14 protein-coding genes and 1 pseudogene are annotated in these 18,088 nt (G+C 72.2%); 3 read left to right on the plus strand and 12 right to left on the minus strand.

The window, feature by feature from the left end:
* Nucleotides 1-14 precede the first annotated feature (14 nt).
* From IO24_RS0128345 to bldG, 3 genes are all read right to left on the minus strand, one after another.
* Complete coding sequence (locus IO24_RS0128345; protein ID WP_031140387.1) at nucleotides 15-2,420, minus strand: sodium-translocating pyrophosphatase; 2,406 nt, start codon at nucleotides 2,418-2,420, stop codon at nucleotides 15-17.
* 272 nt (nucleotides 2,421-2,692) lie between these two features.
* Entirely contained in the window at nucleotides 2,693-3,130 is a 438-nt protein-coding gene (locus IO24_RS0128350; protein WP_031140389.1) for an ATP-binding protein, read from the minus strand.
* Nucleotides 3,131-3,252: 122 nt separating this feature from the next.
* Nucleotides 3,253-3,594, minus strand: coding sequence for an anti-sigma factor antagonist BldG (gene bldG / locus IO24_RS0128355; protein ID WP_003991900.1), 342 nt, complete (start codon nucleotides 3,592-3,594; stop codon nucleotides 3,253-3,255).
* A gap of 78 nt (nucleotides 3,595-3,672) precedes the next feature.
* Between bldG and IO24_RS0128360 the strand changes: the two genes are divergently transcribed.
* Entirely contained in the window at nucleotides 3,673-6,219 is a 2,547-nt protein-coding gene (locus IO24_RS0128360) for a DEAD/DEAH box helicase (protein WP_078899400.1), read from the plus strand.
* 40 nt (nucleotides 6,220-6,259) lie between these two features.
* Here the strand turns inward: IO24_RS0128360 and IO24_RS43460 are convergent.
* The 7 genes and pseudogenes from IO24_RS43460 to ssd all read right to left on the minus strand — a co-directional run.
* Nucleotides 6,260-6,649: pseudogene (locus tag IO24_RS43460) on the minus strand (Rv3654c family TadE-like protein); the annotation flags it as partial.
* Complete coding sequence (locus tag IO24_RS0128365; RefSeq protein WP_031140395.1) at nucleotides 6,646-7,005, minus strand: TadE family type IV pilus minor pilin; 360 nt, start codon at nucleotides 7,003-7,005, stop codon at nucleotides 6,646-6,648. The gene IO24_RS0128365 and the pseudogene IO24_RS43460, both read right to left, overlap by 4 nt.
* Complete coding sequence (locus IO24_RS43465; RefSeq protein WP_078899406.1) at nucleotides 6,992-7,201, minus strand: DUF4244 domain-containing protein; 210 nt, start codon at nucleotides 7,199-7,201, stop codon at nucleotides 6,992-6,994. Before IO24_RS43465 ends, IO24_RS0128365 begins: the two co-directional genes overlap by 14 nt.
* A gap of 70 nt (nucleotides 7,202-7,271) precedes the next feature.
* Nucleotides 7,272-8,066: a type II secretion system F family protein gene (locus IO24_RS0128375; protein ID WP_031140398.1), complete on the minus strand. Its 795-nt coding sequence runs from the start codon at nucleotides 8,064-8,066 to the stop codon at nucleotides 7,272-7,274.
* Nucleotides 8,063-8,935, minus strand: a complete 873-nt coding sequence (locus IO24_RS0128380) for a type II secretion system F family protein (RefSeq protein ID WP_031140400.1) — start codon at nucleotides 8,933-8,935, stop codon at nucleotides 8,063-8,065. Before IO24_RS0128380 ends, IO24_RS0128375 begins: the two co-directional genes overlap by 4 nt.
* On the minus strand, nucleotides 8,919-10,148 hold the full coding sequence (locus tag IO24_RS0128385; RefSeq protein WP_045296600.1) for a TadA family conjugal transfer-associated ATPase: 1,230 nt from the start codon (nucleotides 10,146-10,148) through the stop codon (nucleotides 8,919-8,921). The genes IO24_RS0128380 and IO24_RS0128385 overlap by 17 nt, the downstream gene beginning before the upstream one ends.
* On the minus strand, nucleotides 10,145-11,257 hold the full coding sequence (ssd, locus tag IO24_RS0128390; protein ID WP_031140404.1) for a septum site-determining protein Ssd: 1,113 nt from the start codon (nucleotides 11,255-11,257) through the stop codon (nucleotides 10,145-10,147). The genes IO24_RS0128385 and ssd overlap by 4 nt, the downstream gene beginning before the upstream one ends.
* A 573-nt stretch (nucleotides 11,258-11,830) precedes the next feature.
* Between ssd and IO24_RS0128395 the strand changes: the two genes are divergently transcribed.
* Entirely contained in the window at nucleotides 11,831-12,664 is an 834-nt protein-coding gene (locus IO24_RS0128395) for an HAD family hydrolase (RefSeq protein ID WP_031140406.1), read from the plus strand.
* A 334-nt stretch (nucleotides 12,665-12,998) separates the two neighbouring features.
* Here the strand turns inward: IO24_RS0128395 and IO24_RS0128400 are convergent, their stop codons facing one another.
* Nucleotides 12,999-13,823, minus strand: a complete 825-nt coding sequence (locus IO24_RS0128400; RefSeq protein ID WP_031140408.1) for a Fic family protein — start codon at nucleotides 13,821-13,823, stop codon at nucleotides 12,999-13,001.
* Between the two features lie 109 nt (nucleotides 13,824-13,932).
* Nucleotides 13,933-15,198: a polysaccharide deacetylase family protein gene (locus IO24_RS0128405; protein WP_031140410.1), complete on the minus strand. Its 1,266-nt coding sequence runs from the start codon at nucleotides 15,196-15,198 to the stop codon at nucleotides 13,933-13,935.
* A gap of 291 nt (nucleotides 15,199-15,489) precedes the next feature.
* Between IO24_RS0128405 and IO24_RS0128410 the strand changes: the two genes are divergently transcribed.
* On the plus strand, nucleotides 15,490-17,859 hold the full coding sequence (locus IO24_RS0128410; protein WP_031140412.1) for a bifunctional SulP family inorganic anion transporter/carbonic anhydrase: 2,370 nt from the start codon (nucleotides 15,490-15,492) through the stop codon (nucleotides 17,857-17,859).
* The last annotated feature ends 229 nt before the right edge of the window (nucleotides 17,860-18,088 follow it).

Here is an 18,088-nt window from a genome sequence, read left to right on the forward strand (position 1 = left end):
GCTCGGACAACCTCCTACGAAACCACCGCCGGATCGGCCGACTTGGGCTCCGATTCGGCATTGTCTTCGTCACCCATGGCGATTCCGCGCCGCTTTGACACGTACACCGACCCGGCGATCACAAGGAACGCCAGGGCGGCGATCAGAATCCGCACCGCGATGCTCTTGTCCGGGCCGTAGGAGAACTTGATCACCGCGGGCGCGATGAGCAGCGACACCAGGTTCATGACCTTCAGCAGCGGGTTGATCGCGGGGCCCGCGGTGTCCTTGAAGGGGTCGCCGACCGTGTCACCGATCACGGTCGCCGCGTGGGCCTCGCTGCCCTTGCCGCCGTGGTGGCCGTCCTCGACGAGTTTCTTGGCGTTGTCCCAGGCGCCACCGGAGTTGGCGAGGAACACCGCCATCAGCGTGCCCGCGCCGATCGCGCCCGCGAGGAACGCGCCGAGCGGGCCGACGCCGAGCGTGAACCCGATGAAGATGGGCGCCAGCACGGCGAGCAGACCGGGCGTGGCGAGCTCGCGCAGGGCGTCCTTGGTGCAGATGTCGACGACCTTGCCGTACTCCGGCTTCTCGCTGTAGTCCATGATCCCGGGCTTCTCCCGGAACTGCCGCCGCACCTCGTAGACCACGGAACCCGCCGACCGCGACACGGCGTTGATCGCCAGCCCCGAGAAGAGGAAGACGACCGCCGCACCGGCGATGAGACCCACGAGGTTGTTGGGCTGCGAGATGTCCATCATCAGACTCATCGGGGCGCCTTCCCCGCTGAGTTTCTCGCCCACGTCCCGCGCGCCGGTGAAGATCGCGTCGCGGTACGACCCGAACAGCGCCGCCGCCGCGAGCACGGCCGTGGCGATCGCGATGCCCTTGGTGATCGCCTTGGTGGTGTTGCCGACGGCGTCCAGGTTGGTGAGCACCTGCGCGCCCGCGCCCTCGACGTCGCCGGACATCTCCGCGATGCCCTGCGCGTTGTCGGAGACCGGCCCGAAGGTGTCCATCGCGACGATCACACCGACCGTGGTGAGCAGGCCGGTGCCGGCCAGCGCCACCGCGAACAGCGCCAGCATGATCGACGTACCGCCGAGCAGGAACGCCCCGTACACACCGAGGCCGATCAACAGGGCCGTGTAGACGGCGGATTCGAGACCGACGGAGATACCGGCGAGGACGACGGTGGCCGGGCCGGTGAGCGAGGACTTGCCGATGTCCCTGACGGGCCGGCGGCTGGTCTCGGTGAAGTAGCCGGTCAGTTGCTGGATCAGGGCGGCGAGGACGATACCGATGGCCACCGCGATGAGCGCGAGGATCCGCGGGTCGCCGTCCTTGCCGAGGATCGCGGCGTCGGTGACCCCGTCGAGCTCGGAGTACTTGCCCGGCAGATAGACGAAGACGGCCACCGCCACCAGCACCAGCGAGATCACCGCGGAGATGAAGAACCCGCGGTTGATCGCGCTCATGCCGCTGCGGTCGGCGCGCCGGGGCGCCACCGCGAAGATGCCGATCATGGCGGTGATCACACCGATCGCCGGCACGAGCAGCGGGAAGCCGAGCCCGGCGTCGCCGAAGGCCGCCGAGCCGAGGATCAGCGCGGCGACCAGGGTGACGGCGTACGACTCGAAGAGGTCGGCCGCCATGCCCGCGCAGTCGCCGACGTTGTCGCCCACGTTGTCGGCGATGGTCGCGGCATTGCGCGGGTCGTCCTCCGGAATGCCCTGTTCGACCTTGCCGACCAGGTCGGCGCCGACGTCGGCGGCCTTGGTGAAGATGCCGCCGCCGACACGCATGAACATCGCGATCAGCGCGGCCCCGAGGCCGAAGCCCTCGAGCACCTTCGGCGCGTCGGCCGCGTACACCAGCACCACGCAGGAGGCGCCGAGCAGGCCGAGGCCCACCGTGAACATGCCGACCACGCCGCCCGTACGAAAAGCGATCTTCATCGCCTTGTGCGAGACGGTGGTCAGATCCTTTTCCGGCTCGCCTTCCGCCGGGGTGGCTTCGCGCGCCGCCGCGGCGACACGCACATTGCTGCGTACGGCGAGCCACATGCCGATATAGCCGGTGGCCGCCGAGAACGCCGCTCCGATCAGGAAGAACACCGACCGTCCGGCACGCTGATTCCAGTCGTCCGCGGGCAGCAGCATGAGCAGGAAGAACACGATCACCGCGAATACGCTGAGCGTGCGCAGCTGACGGGCCAGATAGGCGTTCGCGCCTTCCTGGACCGCTGCCGCGATCTCCTTCATGCTGTCGGTGCCCTCGCCGGCCGCGAGTACCTGGCGCACCAGGACGCCCGCGACCGCCAGTGCCGCCAGTGCGACGACCGCGATGACCACGATGAGGACGCGGTTGCCATCGGTCAGTACGGCGGCTGCGAGGTCTGTGGGATGGCCCGACTGTTGTGAGAGGGAAAGCCCCGCCATTCGTCCTCCTTGACGCTTGGGCTGAGCTCAAGATGTGGACGGGATTGTAGGTACCGGAACCTGATCAAAACAGTGCGCGATTAACGGAATTGGTCTTCCGGGTAATGCCCTGAAAGCATTCTGAGGCTGCCGGAGAGCGCGCGAATGATCGTGAACGAATTCACGCGATGAACGGCACAGGAACTACTGTAAAGGCGAGCACTGACACCCGCACATGACGAAGGGCCCCACGGGTGGGGCCCTTCGGAAGAACGGTGTGCGCGGTGGCGGGGTCAGACCAGAATCGTCGGCGGCGGCGTGGTCGGCCAGGTCATCTTGATCAGCCCGCCGTGCTCTCCCGCGCTGACCTCGACGTCGTCGACGAGTCCGCTGATGACCGCGAGGCCCATCTCGTCCTCGTCGGTCTCCCCGTCGGGGTCGCCGGGACCGGCGCCGGGGGCGCGCTCGCCGGCCACCGCGTGCGGGGCCTCGTCGCCGACCTCGATGGAGAACTGCTTCTCCTCCTCGATCAGCAGCACCTTCACCGGTGCCGAGATACCGCCGCTCTGGTGCAGCCCGACGGCTCGGGTGCACGCCTCGCCGACGGCGAGCCTGACCTCGTCGAGGACGGCCTCGTCCACTCCGGCCCTGCGCGCCACCGCTGCCGCCACCAGCCGGGCGGTCCTGACGTGCTCGGGCAGCGCGCTGAAGCGGAGCTCAACGGTGGCCATGCATCCCCCTCGCAACTTCGGGCGTGCTGTCGGGAGGCTCCGGGCCTCCGAAAGCCCGGGCCCCCTCGGTCTTCACTTCTGCCGAACGTCGTCCGGCCCGGGCCCGGAGCCCGGGACCGGTGTCAGTCGGTGGCCGCAACCGCTTCCTCGACCGAGGTGTGAATCGGGAACACCTTGGTGAGGCCGGTGATACGGAAGATCTTCAGAATGCGCTCCTGGTTGCACACCAGGCGCAGAGAGCCCTCATGGGCCCGCACACGCTTCAGGCCGCCGACCAGTACGCCGAGCCCGGTGGAGTCGAGGAAGTCCACGCCCTCCATGTCGACGACAAGGTGGAAACTGCCGTCGTTCACCAGCTCGACCAACTGCTCGCGCAACTTGGGCGCGGTATATACGTCGATTTCGCCACCGACCCTGACGATCGTGCGATCGCCCATGGTTTCGGTCGACAGGGACAGGTCCACGGATCCTCCAGCACCTTGCTATCGAGCGGTCGCCCTAGGGGCATTCGGCTTCAGCCCCTGGACGCTTCGCCAGCCGCGATGGCATTCAATCACTTACCGGCAGGCGTAGACGACGCCTTGGCTCCATTGTCCGTCACGCCAGTGACACACTCGGTGCCGATGGCCAAGAATCACCGATCCGATCGAACCCCGACGGACCCCGCCTCCCGACCCGCGCCGGGCGCGGTCCTGGACCGGCTCGCGTCCGGTCCGGGCAGGGCTTCGCGCATTACTCATACGGAGCACTTGCCCCCCCGTGAGGGCCGGCATGCCGTCTGGCCGGACCGGATCCGCGCGGAGGTCGTCGCGGCCGTGCGTGCCACGGGCATCGAGCATCCCTGGGCCCACCAGGCACGGGCGGCCGAGCACGCCCTCGACGGCGAGTCGGTCGTCGTCGCCACCGGCACGGCCTCAGGCAAGTCCCTGGCCTACCTCGTGCCGATCCTGTCCACCCTCGTGGAGGGCGCGGAGGCCCCGAACGGCCGCGGTGCGACCACTCTCTACCTGGCTCCGACCAAGGCTCTCGCAGCGGATCAGTGCCGTTCCGTGAAGGAACTTTCACAACCTTTGGGCAATTCCGTCCGCCCGGCCGTGTACGACGGCGATACTCCGTTCGAGGAACGCGAGTGGATCCGCCAGTACGCCAACTACGTCCTGACCAACCCGGACATGCTGCACCGCGGCATCCTGCCGTCCCACCCTCGCTGGTCCTCCTTCCTGAAGTCGCTCAAGTACGTCGTCATCGACGAGTGCCACACCTACCGCGGCGTCTTCGGCTCACACGTCGCCCAGGTACTGCGCCGGCTGCGCCGCCTGTGTGCCCGCTACGGCGCGTCGCCCGTGTTCCTGCTGGCCTCGGCGACCGCCGCCGAGCCCGCGGTGGCCGCCGGTCGCCTCACCGGTGTGCCGGTGCTGGAGGTGGCCGACGACGCCTCCCCGCGCGGTGAACTGGTGTTCGCCCTCTGGGAACCGCCGCTGACCGAGCTGCACGGCGAGAAGGGCGCCCCCGTCCGCCGCACGGCCACCGCCGAGGCAGCCGACCTGCTGACCGACCTCACCGTGCAGGGCGTGCGCTCGGTCGCCTTCGTCCGCTCCCGGCGCGGCGCCGAGCTGATCTCGGTCATCTCCCAGGAGCGGCTGGCCGAGGTCGACCGGTCGCTGGCCCGGCGTGTCGCGGCGTACCGGGGCGGCTACCTCCCCGAAGAGCGCCGCGCTCTCGAACAAGCCCTCCATTCGGGTGAACTGCTGGGCCTCGCCGCGACGAACGCCCTCGAACTCGGCATCGACATCTCCGGCCTCGACGCGGTCGTCATCGCCGGCTACCCGGGCACGCGCGCCTCCCTGTGGCAGCAGGCGGGCCGGGCCGGACGGTCCGGGCAGGGCGCCCTGGCCGTCCTGGTCGCCCGCGACGACCCGCTGGACACCTTCCTCGTCCACCACCCCGAGGCCCTGTTCGACCAGCCCGTCGAATCGACCGTCCTCGACCCGGACAACCCTTACGTGCTGGCCCCGCACCTGTGCGCGGCCGCCGCGGAGCTGCCCCTGACGGACGAGGACCTCGACCTGTTCGGCCCGGCCGGCGCGGATCTCCTGCCGCAACTGGAGGCCGCGAAGCTGCTGCGCCGCCGCACCAGGGCCTGGCACTGGACCCGCCGCGAGCGCGCCGCCGACCTGACCGACATCCGGGGGGAGGGCGGGCGCCCGGTCCAGGTCGTCGAAACCGGCACGGGCCGGCTGCTCGGCACGGTCGACGCGGGCGCCGCGCACTCGACGGTCCACGAGGGGGCGGTCCACCTCCACCAGGGCCGCACGTACCTGGTGCGCTCACTGGACCTGGAGGACTCCGTCGCCCTCGTCGAGGAGGCCGCCCCGCCGTACTCCACGGTCGCCCGCGACACGACGTCGATCTCCGTCCTGGAGACGGATATCGAGATCCCGTGGGGCGACGGCCGCCTCTGCTACGGCTCCGTCGAGGTCACCAACCAGGTTGTCTCCTACCTCCGCAGACGGCTCATCACCGGTGAAGTGCTCGGTGAGACCAAACTCGACCTCCCTCCTCGTACGCTGCGCACCCGCGCCGTGTGGTGGACCGTCACCGAGGACCAGCTGGACCGGGCCCGGATCAACCCCGAGATCCTCGGCGGCTCCCTGCACGCCGCCGAACACGCGTCGATCGGCCTGCTGCCCCTCTTCGCGACCTGCGACCGCTGGGACATCGGCGGCGTGTCGATCCCGCTCCACCCCGACACGCTCCTGCCCACGGTCTTCGTCTACGACGGCCATCCGGGTGGCGCGGGCTTCGCGGAGCGCGCCTTCCACACCGCCCGCACCTGGCTGACCGCCACCCGGCAGGCCATCGCCTCCTGCGAGTGCGACGCCGGCTGCCCGTCCTGCATCCAGTCCCCCAAGTGCGGCAACGGCAACGACCCGCTGCACAAGAGGGGGGCGGTGCGGCTCCTCACGGTGCTGCTGGAGGGGGCTCCGGAGGAGAAGGAGCGGGCGGACCAGGAGAAGCGGGCGGACCAGGCGCCTGAGCAGCCGTCGGCAGATCCAACGGAGCCGTCGCAGGCCCCGCCCGCGCCCTGACCTCCGCCGTGAACGGGCCCCGTCCCGACGCCGCCGTCACGTCCGAGACCTCCCCGACGACCTGGCAGCGCACGAGCCGCACGCCCTGTGCCCGGGCCGTCCGGCCGGCCCGGGCACAGGCCGCCGTACCGCCGTCGGCCCAGTGGTCCGCCGCGGCGAGTGCCGCGAGATCCGCGCCGCCCGCCGCACGATGCCGGATGACGACGGCCTGCCCGAGCGCGAGGACGACACCGAACACCACGCACAGGACGGCGATCGCCCCGACACTCCAGACGCCGGCGGAGCCCCGGTCCGAACGGGCGCTCCGGACGGCGGCGGACACCCGGTCCGAACCGGCGCTCCGGACGCCGGCGGACACCCGGTCCGAACCGGCACTGCGGGCAGCGGCCGACGCCCGGCCCGAGCAGGCCTTCCTCTGGTGCCGTCTCACCCGCCCACCGCCTCCTCCACCGACGCCACGGCCTCCTCGCGCACGGCGAAGGACAGACCGCGCAGTACCGGCGGCTGCGCCACGACGACCACCCGGACGTGCTCGGCGTCCCGGCTGACGGTCACCTTCGCGCCGGGCGGTGCCGCCTCGCGGGTCAGCTTCACGACCGCGCCGGGCGGGTCCTGGCGGGCCGCCGCACGCGCGCCGGTCCGGGCCGCGTCCACGCACTGGATCTGCGCGGCCACGACCAGGAGCCCCCACACCAGCGCCATCGCGAACATCACCAGTACGGGCAGCACGACGGCCGACTCCGCCGTGACGAACCCCCGGTCCGCGCCCCGCTCACATCCGCGCATTGAGGGCTTCCTTCACGATGTTCTGGAGCTCCGCGCTGACCGGGCCGCTCGTGACGACCTTGTAGAGCACCACCGCGAACGCCACCGCCGCGACGATTCCCATCGCGTACTCGGAGGTGACCATCCCCGCGTCCCTCCGCGCCGCACGCATCCCGCACACCAGGGCACGCAGTCGTGCCCGTACCGCCTGATACATCTCAACCCCCGTAGGAAAGAGTCCGAACTTCTTCTGTCTGTCGCTCAGTTGCTTCCGGTCCGGCGCCGCGTCATCCACCACCCCCTCCGAGCACCCCGCCCGCGAGCCCGATCACCACGGGCAGCACGCCGACCGCGATGAAGGCGGGCAGGAAGCACAGCCCGACCGGCGCACTGACCATCACGCCCGCCCGGCGGGCCCTGGCCGTCGCGGCACGGCCCCAGTCGGCCCGGGCCTCCGCGGCGAGCCGCGCGACCGGCACCGCGGCGGGCATCCCGGACACATCGGCCCGTTCGAGCAGCCGGGCCAGACCTCCGGCGCCCGGGACGGCACCCAACCCCCGCCAGGCCGAGCCCGGTTCGCCGCCCAGCCGTACCTCCGCGGCACCCCGGGCGAGGGCGTCCCCGACCGGGCCGCCCAGGGCCTCGCCCACCGCCTGCGCGGCGATCACCGGGCCGGCCCCCGCCGCGATGCAGGCCGCCAGCAGGTCGGCGGCAAGGGGCAGTTGCCGCGCCGCCTCAGCGAGGCGGCGCTCTCCCGGGCCGGTGGCAGCCGTCTCCTGCCTCAGCCGCCACCGCCGCCACACCGCCGCTCCGGCCAGTCCCACGGCCGCCCCGGTGAGGCCTTCGACGAGCACCCATCCGGCGCACGCCACGCCGAGAGGAACCAGCCAGGTCCGCGCGGCCGCGCGCATCGCCGGCCGCCGGACAGGAGCAGCCGCTTTCCGGGGACCTGACAGGCCGGTCAGCCGACGGCGCATCCTCCGGCGGCGCCGCGCCTCCACCAGCCACCGCACCAGCCATCCGCAGGCCAGCACGATCCCCATGGCCGCCCCCAGCCTGTGGACAACTTCTCCGCTGCTCATGCCGCCACCTCCGCACCCCGCACGATCCGCCGCACCCACCACAGCCCCAGGCCCTCCAGCACCCCGCCGGCCGCCAGACAGCCCAGCCCCGCCCCGGTGTGCAGCAGGACGTGGAGGGGACCGGCCCCGAGTGCGGTGCCGATGAGCAGCCCCAGGGCCGGCAGCCCGGCGAGCATCACCGCCGTGGCCCGGGCGCCCGCCAGCTGGGCCCGCAGATCGGAACGCTGGTCCCGTTCCGCCCGGAGGGCGGCGGCGAGCCGGTCGAGTCCGGCCGCGAGCCCCGCACCCTGGTCCACGGCCACCCGCCAGCACGCCGCGAGTCCCCGCAGTCCCTCGGCGCCCGGTTGCCGTGCCGCCGTCGCGAGCGCGTCCGGCACGTCACCGCCGAACCGCGCCGCCGCCAGCACCGTCGCCTGCGCGTCCGCGAGTCCGCCGTGGTCCCGCGCGGCCCGCAGCAGCGCCTCACCCGGCTGGCGTCCGGCCCGCACCTCACCGGCGAGCGCCCCGCACAAGGCGATCACCGCGTCGGCCCGGCACTCCCGGTCCCGCCGCGTCCGGCCGGCGAGCCGGGCCCGCCGCAGCAACGGCACCCCGGCCGCCCCCAGGACGGCCGGCAGCACCGACGCCCCGAGTACCGCCAGCACCAGCCCCGCCACCGGCAACCACCACTCGGCCCGCAGCCGCCCGCGAACGCCCCGCAGCCCACCGGTCATCCGCCGCCACCCGGGCGGCCCGTCCCCTGCGGCTCCACTGCCCGCGAGGAGCAACCGCGCCCGCCGCGCCGCGTCCTCGCGCTCACCCAGCATCCAGACGGCCGCCCCCATGCACGCAACGGCCGCAGCCATCGACATCTCAGGCACCCCCGTCATGACTCGCCCCCTCCATCCCGGCCCCGCCCGGGCGGCCGCTCTCGTTCGCCTCGCCCCGGAGCAGCCCCCGCAGCCGCTCCCACCCCCGCTCGCGCGCGAAGGCCTGCGCTCCCCACCGCAGCGCCGGCACCGTCCGCACCAGCCCCGACGGCTCCCGTTCCAGCACATGCACCTCGGCGATCCGCCGCCGCCCGGCCCGGTCGCGCACCAGGTGCAGCACCACGGAGAGGGCGGCCGCCAACTGGCTGTGCAGCGCGGCCCGGTCGAGCCCCGCGGCCGTACCGAGCGCCTCCAGCCGGGCCGGTACATCGGCGGCGGCGTTGGCGTGCACGGTCCCGCAGCCGCCCTCGTGGCCGGTGTTCAACGCGGCCAGCAGATGCACCACTTCGGGTCCGCGCACCTCGCCCACGACCAGCCGGTCCGGCCGCATCCGCAGCGCTTGGCGCACCAGGTCCTCGAGGGTGACGAGGCCCGCCCCCTCCTGGTTGGCGGGCCTCGTCTCCAGCCGCACGACGTGCGGATGGTCGGGCCGCAGTTCCGCCGAGTCCTCGGCGAGGACGATCCGCTCGTCCGGTCCCACCAGCCCCAGCAGGGCACTGAGCAGCGTGGTCTTGCCGGTGCCGGTGCCGCCGCTGACGAGGAAGGACAGCCGGGCGTCGAGCAGGGCGCGCAGCACGCGGTCCCCGCCCGGTGGCACCGTGCCCGCCGCGACCAGCTCGCCGAGCGTGAAGGCACGCGGCCGTACGACCCGCAGCGACAGGCAGGCGCAGCCCACGGCCACCGGCGGCAGCACCGCGTGCAGCCGGGTTCCGTCGGGCAGCCGGGCGTCGGCCCAGGGCCGGGCGTCGTCCAGGCGGCGTCCGGCGACGGCGGCGAGGCGCTGGGCGAGCCGTCGCACGGCCGCCGCGTCCGCGAACCGCACCGGCGTCAGCTCCAGTCCGCCGCCCCGGTCGACCCAGACCCGGTCCGGGGCCGACACCAGCACGTCCGTCACCGACGGATCGGCGAGGAGCGGCTCCAGCGGCCCGCTGCCGACCAGCTCGGACCGCAACTGTGCGGCGGCCCCCAGGACTTCGGCGTCGCCGAGGACCCGCCCCTGCTCCCGCAGCGCCTGCGCCACGCGCGCGGGAGTCGGCTCGGCCCCGCTCTCGGCCAGCCACCGCCGCACCCCGTCGAGCAGTGCCGCGCCCTCGAGTCCGGCCAGGGTGGTCATGCCGCACCCGCCTCGACGAGCGCCCGCTCCCAGAACTCCTTGCAGAACCGGGCGAGCGGGCCGCGGGGGACGGCACCCGGTGGCGCCGTGTCCTCGTCCGGGCGCGACAGCCCGGGCTCGGCCGGCACCTCGCCGACCAGGGGCAGTCCGAGCAGCCGGGCCACCTCACGGTCGTCGAGCCCCGGTGGGTAGGGTCCGCGGACGGCCACTCGCAGATCCCGCAGGACCATGCCGACCGCGGAGGCCACCCGCCCCGCGGCCGCGACGGCCCGCAGCTCGGCGGGCACCACCAGCACGCCCACGTCCAACTGGGTGAGGACCTCGGCGACGCCGTCGTCGATCCGGCGCGGCAGGTCGACCACGACCGTGCCGCCCCGGCGCCGGGCCGCCGCGAGCACGGCCCGCACCGCCTGCGGCGGGACCGCGATCCGGTCGCCGCGGTCCCAGCTGAGCACCCGCAGCGAGTGCAGCTCGGGCAGCGACTCCTCCAGGGCTCCCCCGCCGACCCGGCCGCGCGAGGAGGCGAAGGCGGGCCAGCGCAGCCCTTCGGCCGTCTCACCGCCGAGGAGTACGTCGAGTCCGCCGCCCAGCGGATCGGCGTCCACGAGGAGGGTGCGCAGTCCCTCCCGCGCGGAGGTGACGGCGAGAGCGCACGCGAGCGTGGACGCTCCGGCCCCGCCCCGGCCGCCGATGACGCCCACGGTGAGGGCGGGCCGGCCGACGCCTTCGGCCACGTCGGCGATCCGGTCGACCAGCCACTGCTCGCCGTCGGGCAGCATCAGGACGTGTTCGGCGCCGATCTCGACGGCCCGCCGCCACACCCCGGAATCGTCCTGGTCCCGGCCGACGAGCACCACGCCCCTTCTGCGCACGGCCCCGCGCACTCGCCGCGCGGCGTCGTCGCCGACCAGGACGAGCGGTGCGGCCTCCCAGCTGCCTCTGCGCTCCGGCACCCCGTGGTGCACCTCGGGTGTGGCGCCCGCCGCCGCGCACAGGCGCAGCAGATCGTCGAGGAGTTCGGTGTCCTCGGTGACGATCAGCGGTCCGCCCTGCCGCCCTCCGGCGGCCGGCGGCGGGTCGTGTGTGACGGTTCCGGCCACGGTTTCCATCCCCCTTCGCTGCATGAGTCGCGCGGCCTCTGCGGCCCCGCGATTCCCAAACGTGGGAGGAGCCGACAAGCGACCTCCCTGTGAACGGCCGGCGGAAACCGGCCGAACGCCTCCGGGTACTCGGAACCGGCCATGAACTCGCCGCGAGCGGGATGCGTTGGAATCACGGTGCAGCGATCCCGGAAATCGTGTGGATCTTGGTCAATAACTGTGGACGGCCCGGGGGTTGTGAATATCGGCGTCACCCATACCGGTGAGCCGCTCAGGCTCCCGGTGCGACTCCCGCAGAGCGGTCGGTCAACTACACACCGTAACAGATCATGGGCATGTCAATACATGCCCGAGGCCGCATCAGAGCGGCTGTCAGGCCATACCAAGGGGAAGAAAATGCATCCGGACATGCGACGACCCCCGCCGGGGGGGAGAGCGGGGGTCGTCCCCACGGCCGACTCGGGGGGGGAGGAGTCGGGCCGGGTTAGCACGGTCGCGAACGATCCGTGACTTCCATGGTGTACCCGAGAGCCTTCTCAGGCAAACCCACGCGCCCCACCTTACGCCGAATGGGCTGCCCCTATGCTCTGGGGCGTGGAAAACCACTCGTTGCCCCGCACAGCCGCCTTCTTTGACCTGGACAAGACGGTCATTGCGAAGTCGAGCACGCTCACGTTCAGCAAGTCGTTCTACCAAGGCGGTCTGATCAACCGCCGGGCCGTCTTGCGTACCGCATATGCCCAGTTCGTCTTCCTGGCCGGCGGCGCCGACCACGACCAGATGGAGCGCATGCGCGCATATCTGTCCGCCCTGTGCCGCGGTTGGAACGTGCAGCAGGTCAAGGAGATCGTCGCCGAGACACTGCACGACCTGATCGACCCGATCATCTACGACGAGGCCGCCTCCCTCATCGAGGAACACCACACCGCCGGCCGCGACGTCGTGATCGTGTCCACGTCGGGCGCGGAGGTGGTCGAGCCGATCGGCGAGCTGCTCGGCGCGGACCGCGTGGTCGCCACCCGCATGGTCGTGGGCGACGACGGCTGCTTCACCGGCGAGGTGGAGTACTACGCGTACGGCCCGACCAAGGCCGAGGCCGTCAGGGAGCTGGCCGAGTCCGAGGGATACGACCTCAGCCGCTGCTACGCCTACAGCGACTCGGCGACCGATGTGCCGATGCTGGACTCCGTCGGCCACCCGCATGCCGTGAACCCGGACCGGGCGCTGCGCCGGGAGGCCCTCGCGCGCGGGTGGCCGATCCTGGACTTCCACCGCCCGGTACGGCTCAAGCAGCGGATCCCCGCGTTCTCCGTACCGCCGCGCCCGGCGCTCGTCGCGGTCGCCGCCATAGGCGCCGCCGCGGCCACCGCGGGACTCGTCTGGTACGCGAACAGGCGCCGGGCGACGGTCGCTTGACCTGCGGCCGAACACCGCCCTATTTGAACCCAAAAGTAAAGAAGTGCAGCCTGGACTTCCGCTTGCTCCGGGGCAGGAGTACAAAGGACTCAACGGCCCGCGAGACCAAGGACATCCGAGAGGATCACCTTTTCACGCATTTGGCCCCACGGACCGAGCATGAACACCGGGCACCCACGCGACGTCGACCCGTCGAATACGGGCCAGCCGCACCAGGGACGGGCAAAGCTCCCGACCTGATGGGCATATATCGAGGACGCTTGGTAACCCGATGCTCATGCCAGCGGCGGTACGAGAACTCGTACCGCCGCATTATTTTTCCGGCCGGGCGATGTCACGCCGCTCCGCGCTGCAGCGCCTCGCACACCGCCATCGATTCGCGGGCCCCCAGTTCGACCGCCCTGCCGCAGTGGGCGATCCAGGCGGCGACCCCCTCCGAGGTCCCGGAGACGTACCCCCCGAGGGCGTCCAGATAGGCGTCGCGTCCCAGCTCGGCGTGGCCGACCTCGGCCGCGCAGACCGACTTCGGATCCAGGCCGCTGCCGACCAGGACGATGCGTTCGGCCGTGCGGGCGACCAGTCCGTTGTGGGACGTGAAGGGGCGCAGGGCGAGGAGCTCGCCGTGCACGACGGCCGCTGTCACCAGCGCCGGTGCGGAGCCGCCCGCGATGATCAGCCCGGCCAGTCCGTCCAGCCTGCCGTGCGCCTCGGTGGCACTCGGCAGCGGCAGCCCGACGAGCGGCTCGTCGACCTGCTCGCCCTCCTTGCGGGGCCGCCCCACCTGGTCGTCCTGGTCCGCGGCCGCCACCAGGTGCAGCCGGGCCAGCACCCGCAAGGGGGACTGCCGCCAGATCGACAGCAGCTGGCCCGCCTCCGCGGTGAGCCGTAGGGCGGCGCCCACGGTGCGGGCCTCGTCGTCGCCGCTGAAGTCCGTACGCCGGCGCACCTCTTCCAGCGCCCAGTCGGCACCGGACAGCGCGGCCGAGCCGCGGGCGCCGCGCAGAGCGGCCTCGGAGGTGATCGCGTTGCTGCGCCGCCGCATGACCCGGTGCCCGTAGACCCGGTCCACGGCCTTGCGTACGGACTCCACGGAATCGGCCACTCCGGGCAGCGCCCCCAGGGCCGCGAGGGGATCGGCGCTCGCGCCTGCTGTACTCATGAGTACGACCCTACGCACCCCGGGGCCCCGTCCCCCGGCGGAGTGGCCTTCTTCACGCGCGCGACCGGGTTTCACGCGCGCGTGCGACCGGTGACGTCCGCCCGAAGGGTTACCTCCTGGCCGCCGGAGCCCCGGGCACGCCCCTGGGTGCCGGGGCGGGCCGGTCCGACAGGAAGGACGCCCAGCCCTGCTTGGGCGCCTCGCCGACCCGCAGGGTGCGCAGCTTGTCCAGCGTCTTCGGGTCCTGCGCGTCCAGCCAGTCCACGAGCTGCCGGAACGAGACGCAGCGCACCTCCTTCTTGGTGCACACCCTCTCGATGACCTCCTCGACGGCCCGCATGTAGGTGCCGCCGTTCCAGGACTCGAAGTGGTTGCCGATGATCAGGGGCGCGCGGTTGCCGTCGTAGGCCCGCTGGAAGCCTTCGAGGAGGCCGTCGCGCATCTGGTCGCCCCAGAAGCCGTGCATGGCGGGGTTGCCCTGGGTCTTGGTGCCCGACTGGTTGACCATGAAGTTGTAGTCCATGGTGAGCTGCTCGAAGGAGTGGCCGGGGAACGGCACGAGCTGCATGGACACGTCCCACAGGCCCTGCTTCTTCTTGGGCCAGACCTGGTCGTTGACGCCGCTGGTGTCGTAGCGGAAGCCCAGGTCGCGTGCCGCCCTCATGAAGTTGCGCTGGCCCTCGAGGCAGGGCGTGCGGGCGCCGATGAGCTCCTTGTCGTAGTCGAAGGGCAGCGGGGACGCGTCCTTCAGGCCGGTATTGGTCTTCCAGCTCTTCACGAACCGCTTGGCCTGGGAGATCTCGTCCTTCCAGTCCTCGACCGACCACTCACCGACGCCGCCTCCGCTGCCGCAGAAGTGGCCGTTGAAGTGGGTGCCGATCTCGTTGCCCTCCAGCCACGCCAGGCGCAGCTGCTTCACCGTGGCGGCGATGCCGCGGCGGTCGTTGAAGCCGATGTCGGAGCGGCCCGGGGAGTGCTGCGGCGGCCGGTACTGGTCACGCTCGTCGTCCGGCAGCATGTACACGCCGCTCAGGAAGTACGTCATGGTCGCGTTGTTGTCCCTGGCGACCTTGCGGAAGTGGGAGAACAGCTTCTGGCTGTCCTCGCCCGCACCGTCCCAGGAGAAGACGACGAACTGCGGGGGCTTCTGGCCGGGCCGCAGGCGTTCGGGCCTGGGCAGGTGCGGCTGGGCGCCGGTGTAGGCGGTGGAGCCGTCTCCGATCAGCCGGACCGCGCTCTTCGGCGCCTGTGCCGGTGTCGCCTTCCGCGGTTCGGGGTTCTGCTGCCGAGGGGTGCCGGTCGCGCAACCGGCGAGCGATGCGGCGCAGACAGCGGCGATCACGGAGCCCGCGGCGATCCTGTGGGTGGCGGCCATGTTCCGCCCACCTTCTTCCTTCTCTCGGGTGCGGACAGCGCCGCCAAATTCGCATGAGACCGAGAAGGAATTAGTACGACAAGCCGATCAAATGGCCACTTCACTCTTCAGGGTTATTTATTCGCCCATTTGCCCGTAAAGTCTATGCTCACCCTTTACTCTGCATTACGATCCGTTTACCGAGCGTTGATTCGTCCCGCCGATTTACGCCGTGACCGCCGCGACCGAACCCCGCCCCGAGCGGGACCCCACAGTTACGCGACCGCGCAGCCCCGGAGGAGACGGGAAGCCATGTCAGCCTGCGTCCCCACACGCGCCGCCGACCCCAACCGAACCGAACGCACCCATCCGCCCCACAGTCCGCCACCGGCCGGGCCCCGCCGATTCCGGATCGCGGGTGCCGATGTGTCGGCCTCGATCGCGGTCTTCCTGATCGCCCTGCCCCTGTCCCTGGGCATCGCCCTCGCCACCGGCGCCCCTCTCCAGGCCGGCCTCGTCGCCGCCGCCGTGGGCGGGCTGGTCGCCGGGCGGCTCGGCGGCTCCCCGCTCCAGGTGAGCGGACCGGCCGCCGGCCTCACCGTCGTGACCGCCGACCTCATCCAGCGCTACGGATGGCGGACGACCTGCGCCATCACCATCCTTGCCGGCCTCGCCCAGCTCGGCCTGGGCTGCCTGCGCGTGGCCCGTGGCGCCCTCGCCGTCAGCCCCGCCATCGTGCACGGCATGCTCGCCGGGATCGGCGTCACCATCGCCGTCGCCCAGCTGCACATCGTGCTCGGCGGCACACCGCAGAGTTCCGTCCCGGACAACCTCCGTGCGCTGCCCGCCCAGTTGGCGCAGATGCGCCCCTCGGCCGTGTCGGTGAGCGTGCTGACCCTGGCGCTGCTGCTGCTCTGGCCGAGACTGCCCGGCCGGGCCGGACGCCTGCTGCGCAAGATCCCGGCCGCGCTCGTCGCCGTCGCCGGGGCCACCGCGGCCGCCGCCCTCGCCGGGCTCCGCCTGCCCAAGGTCGACCTGCCGTCCTGGAGCAACCACGCCCTGGCCGGACTGCCCGAGGGCCCCGTGCTCGGCCTGATCGCCGCCGTGCTCACCACCACGCTGGTGTGCAGCGTGCAGTCGCTGCTCGGCGCGGTCGCCGTGGACAAGCTGGTGGCCGGCCGCCCGGGGCTGCCCGCCCGTGTCGGGCGCTCCCGCCTCGACCGCGAACTGCTCGGACAGGGCGCGGCCAACATCGTCTCCGGCTCGCTCGGCGGACTGCCCATCGCCGGTGTGGCCGTGCGGAGTTCGGCGAATGTGCACGCGGGTGCGGTCAGCCGGAACTCCACGATGCTGCACGGCGTTCTCGTAGTGATTGCCGCGCTGCTGATGGTCCCGGTCCTGGAGCTCATCCCCCTCGCCTCGCTCGCCGCCCTGGTGATGGCCGTCGGCATCCAGATGGTGTCCCTGAACCACATCCGCACGGTGACCCGCCACCGAGAAGTCTGGGTCTACGCCGTCACCACCCTCGGCGTGGTCTCCCTCGGCGTCCTGGAGGGCGTGGCGCTCGGCATCGCCATGGCCGTCGGCGTCGCCCTGCACCGCCTCACCCGCACCCGCATCACGCACCAAGAGAGGGAAGGAGTTCATCACGTACACGTCAGAGGACAGCTGACGTTCCTGGCGGTGCCACGGCTCAGCCGGGCCCTGCATCTCGTGCCCCACGGTGCCGACACCGTCGTCGAGCTCGACGGGTCGTTCATGGACCACGCGGCGTACGAGACGCTGCAGGACTGGCAGAAGACCCACACCGCGCAGGGCGGCACCGTCCAGATCACCGGCCGGCATCCCGGCACCCGCATCTCCGAGCCCCAGGCCGGCCCCGACTGCCGCTGCCGGCCCTGGACGCCCTGGCGCAACCACCAGTGCCACGGCCCCCGGTCCGTACCGGTCGCCGGGAAGAACCCGGACGGGTCGGACCGCTCCGAGCCGGACCCGACGGGCACCGGCGGAGCCAACGGGCACGAACTGGCGCGTGGCATCAGCGCGTTCCAGCGCAACACCGCGCCCCTGGTCCGCAGTGAGCTGGCCCGGCTGGCGCGTGAGGGGCAGCGGCCTTCGCAGCTCTTCCTGACCTGCGCCGACTCCCGGCTGGTCACATCGATGATCACCTCCAGTGGTCCGGGCGACCTGTTCGTCGTGCGCAACGTGGGCAACCTCGTCCCTCGCCCCGGCGAAGAGAGCGGCGACGACTCGGTGGCGGCCGCCATCGAATACGCCGTGGACGTGCTCAGGGTGCGGTCCATCACGGTGTGCGGGCACTCGGGATGCGGCGCCATGCAGGCGCTGCTCAACTCCGAGCCCGGCGGCGCCCGGACCCCGCTGAAGCGGTGGCTGCGGCACGGGCTGCCGAGCCTGGAGCGCATGGCCGACAAGAGCCTGCCCTGGGGCACGCTGGCCGGGCGGTCACCCGAGGACGCGGTCGAGCTGCTTTCTCTGACGAACGTCGTCCAGCAGCTGGAGCACCTGCGCGCCCACGACTCGGTGGCCCGGGCCCTCGACGAGGGCACCCTGGAGCTGCACGGGATGTACTTCCATCTGGGCGAGGCCGAGGCCTACCTGCTCACCGAGAGGGACGCCGGTGGCGTCTTCGACCGCGTACGGGAGTCGGACCTGACGGCGTGAGCCGGGCGCCGGGCCAGGGTGTCTTCCTGCCCGGCACCGGTTGAGGGTGTGCCCCCGATCGAGCCCGGGGGCACACCCCTGCCCGGCACCGGTTGAGGGTGTGCCCCCGATCGAGCCAGGGGGCACACCCGGTGGCCCGCCGGGCCGGCCCCAGGACAGGGGAGGCCGCCGACCGCCCGCCGCCCCGGCCCGGCCGCTCCGCCCCTCCAGAACGCCGTCGTGGCTCTTC

This window comes from Streptomyces flavovariabilis (assembly GCF_000725785.1).
Taxonomy (GTDB): Bacteria; Actinomycetota; Actinomycetes; order Streptomycetales; family Streptomycetaceae; genus Streptomyces; species Streptomyces hawaiiensis.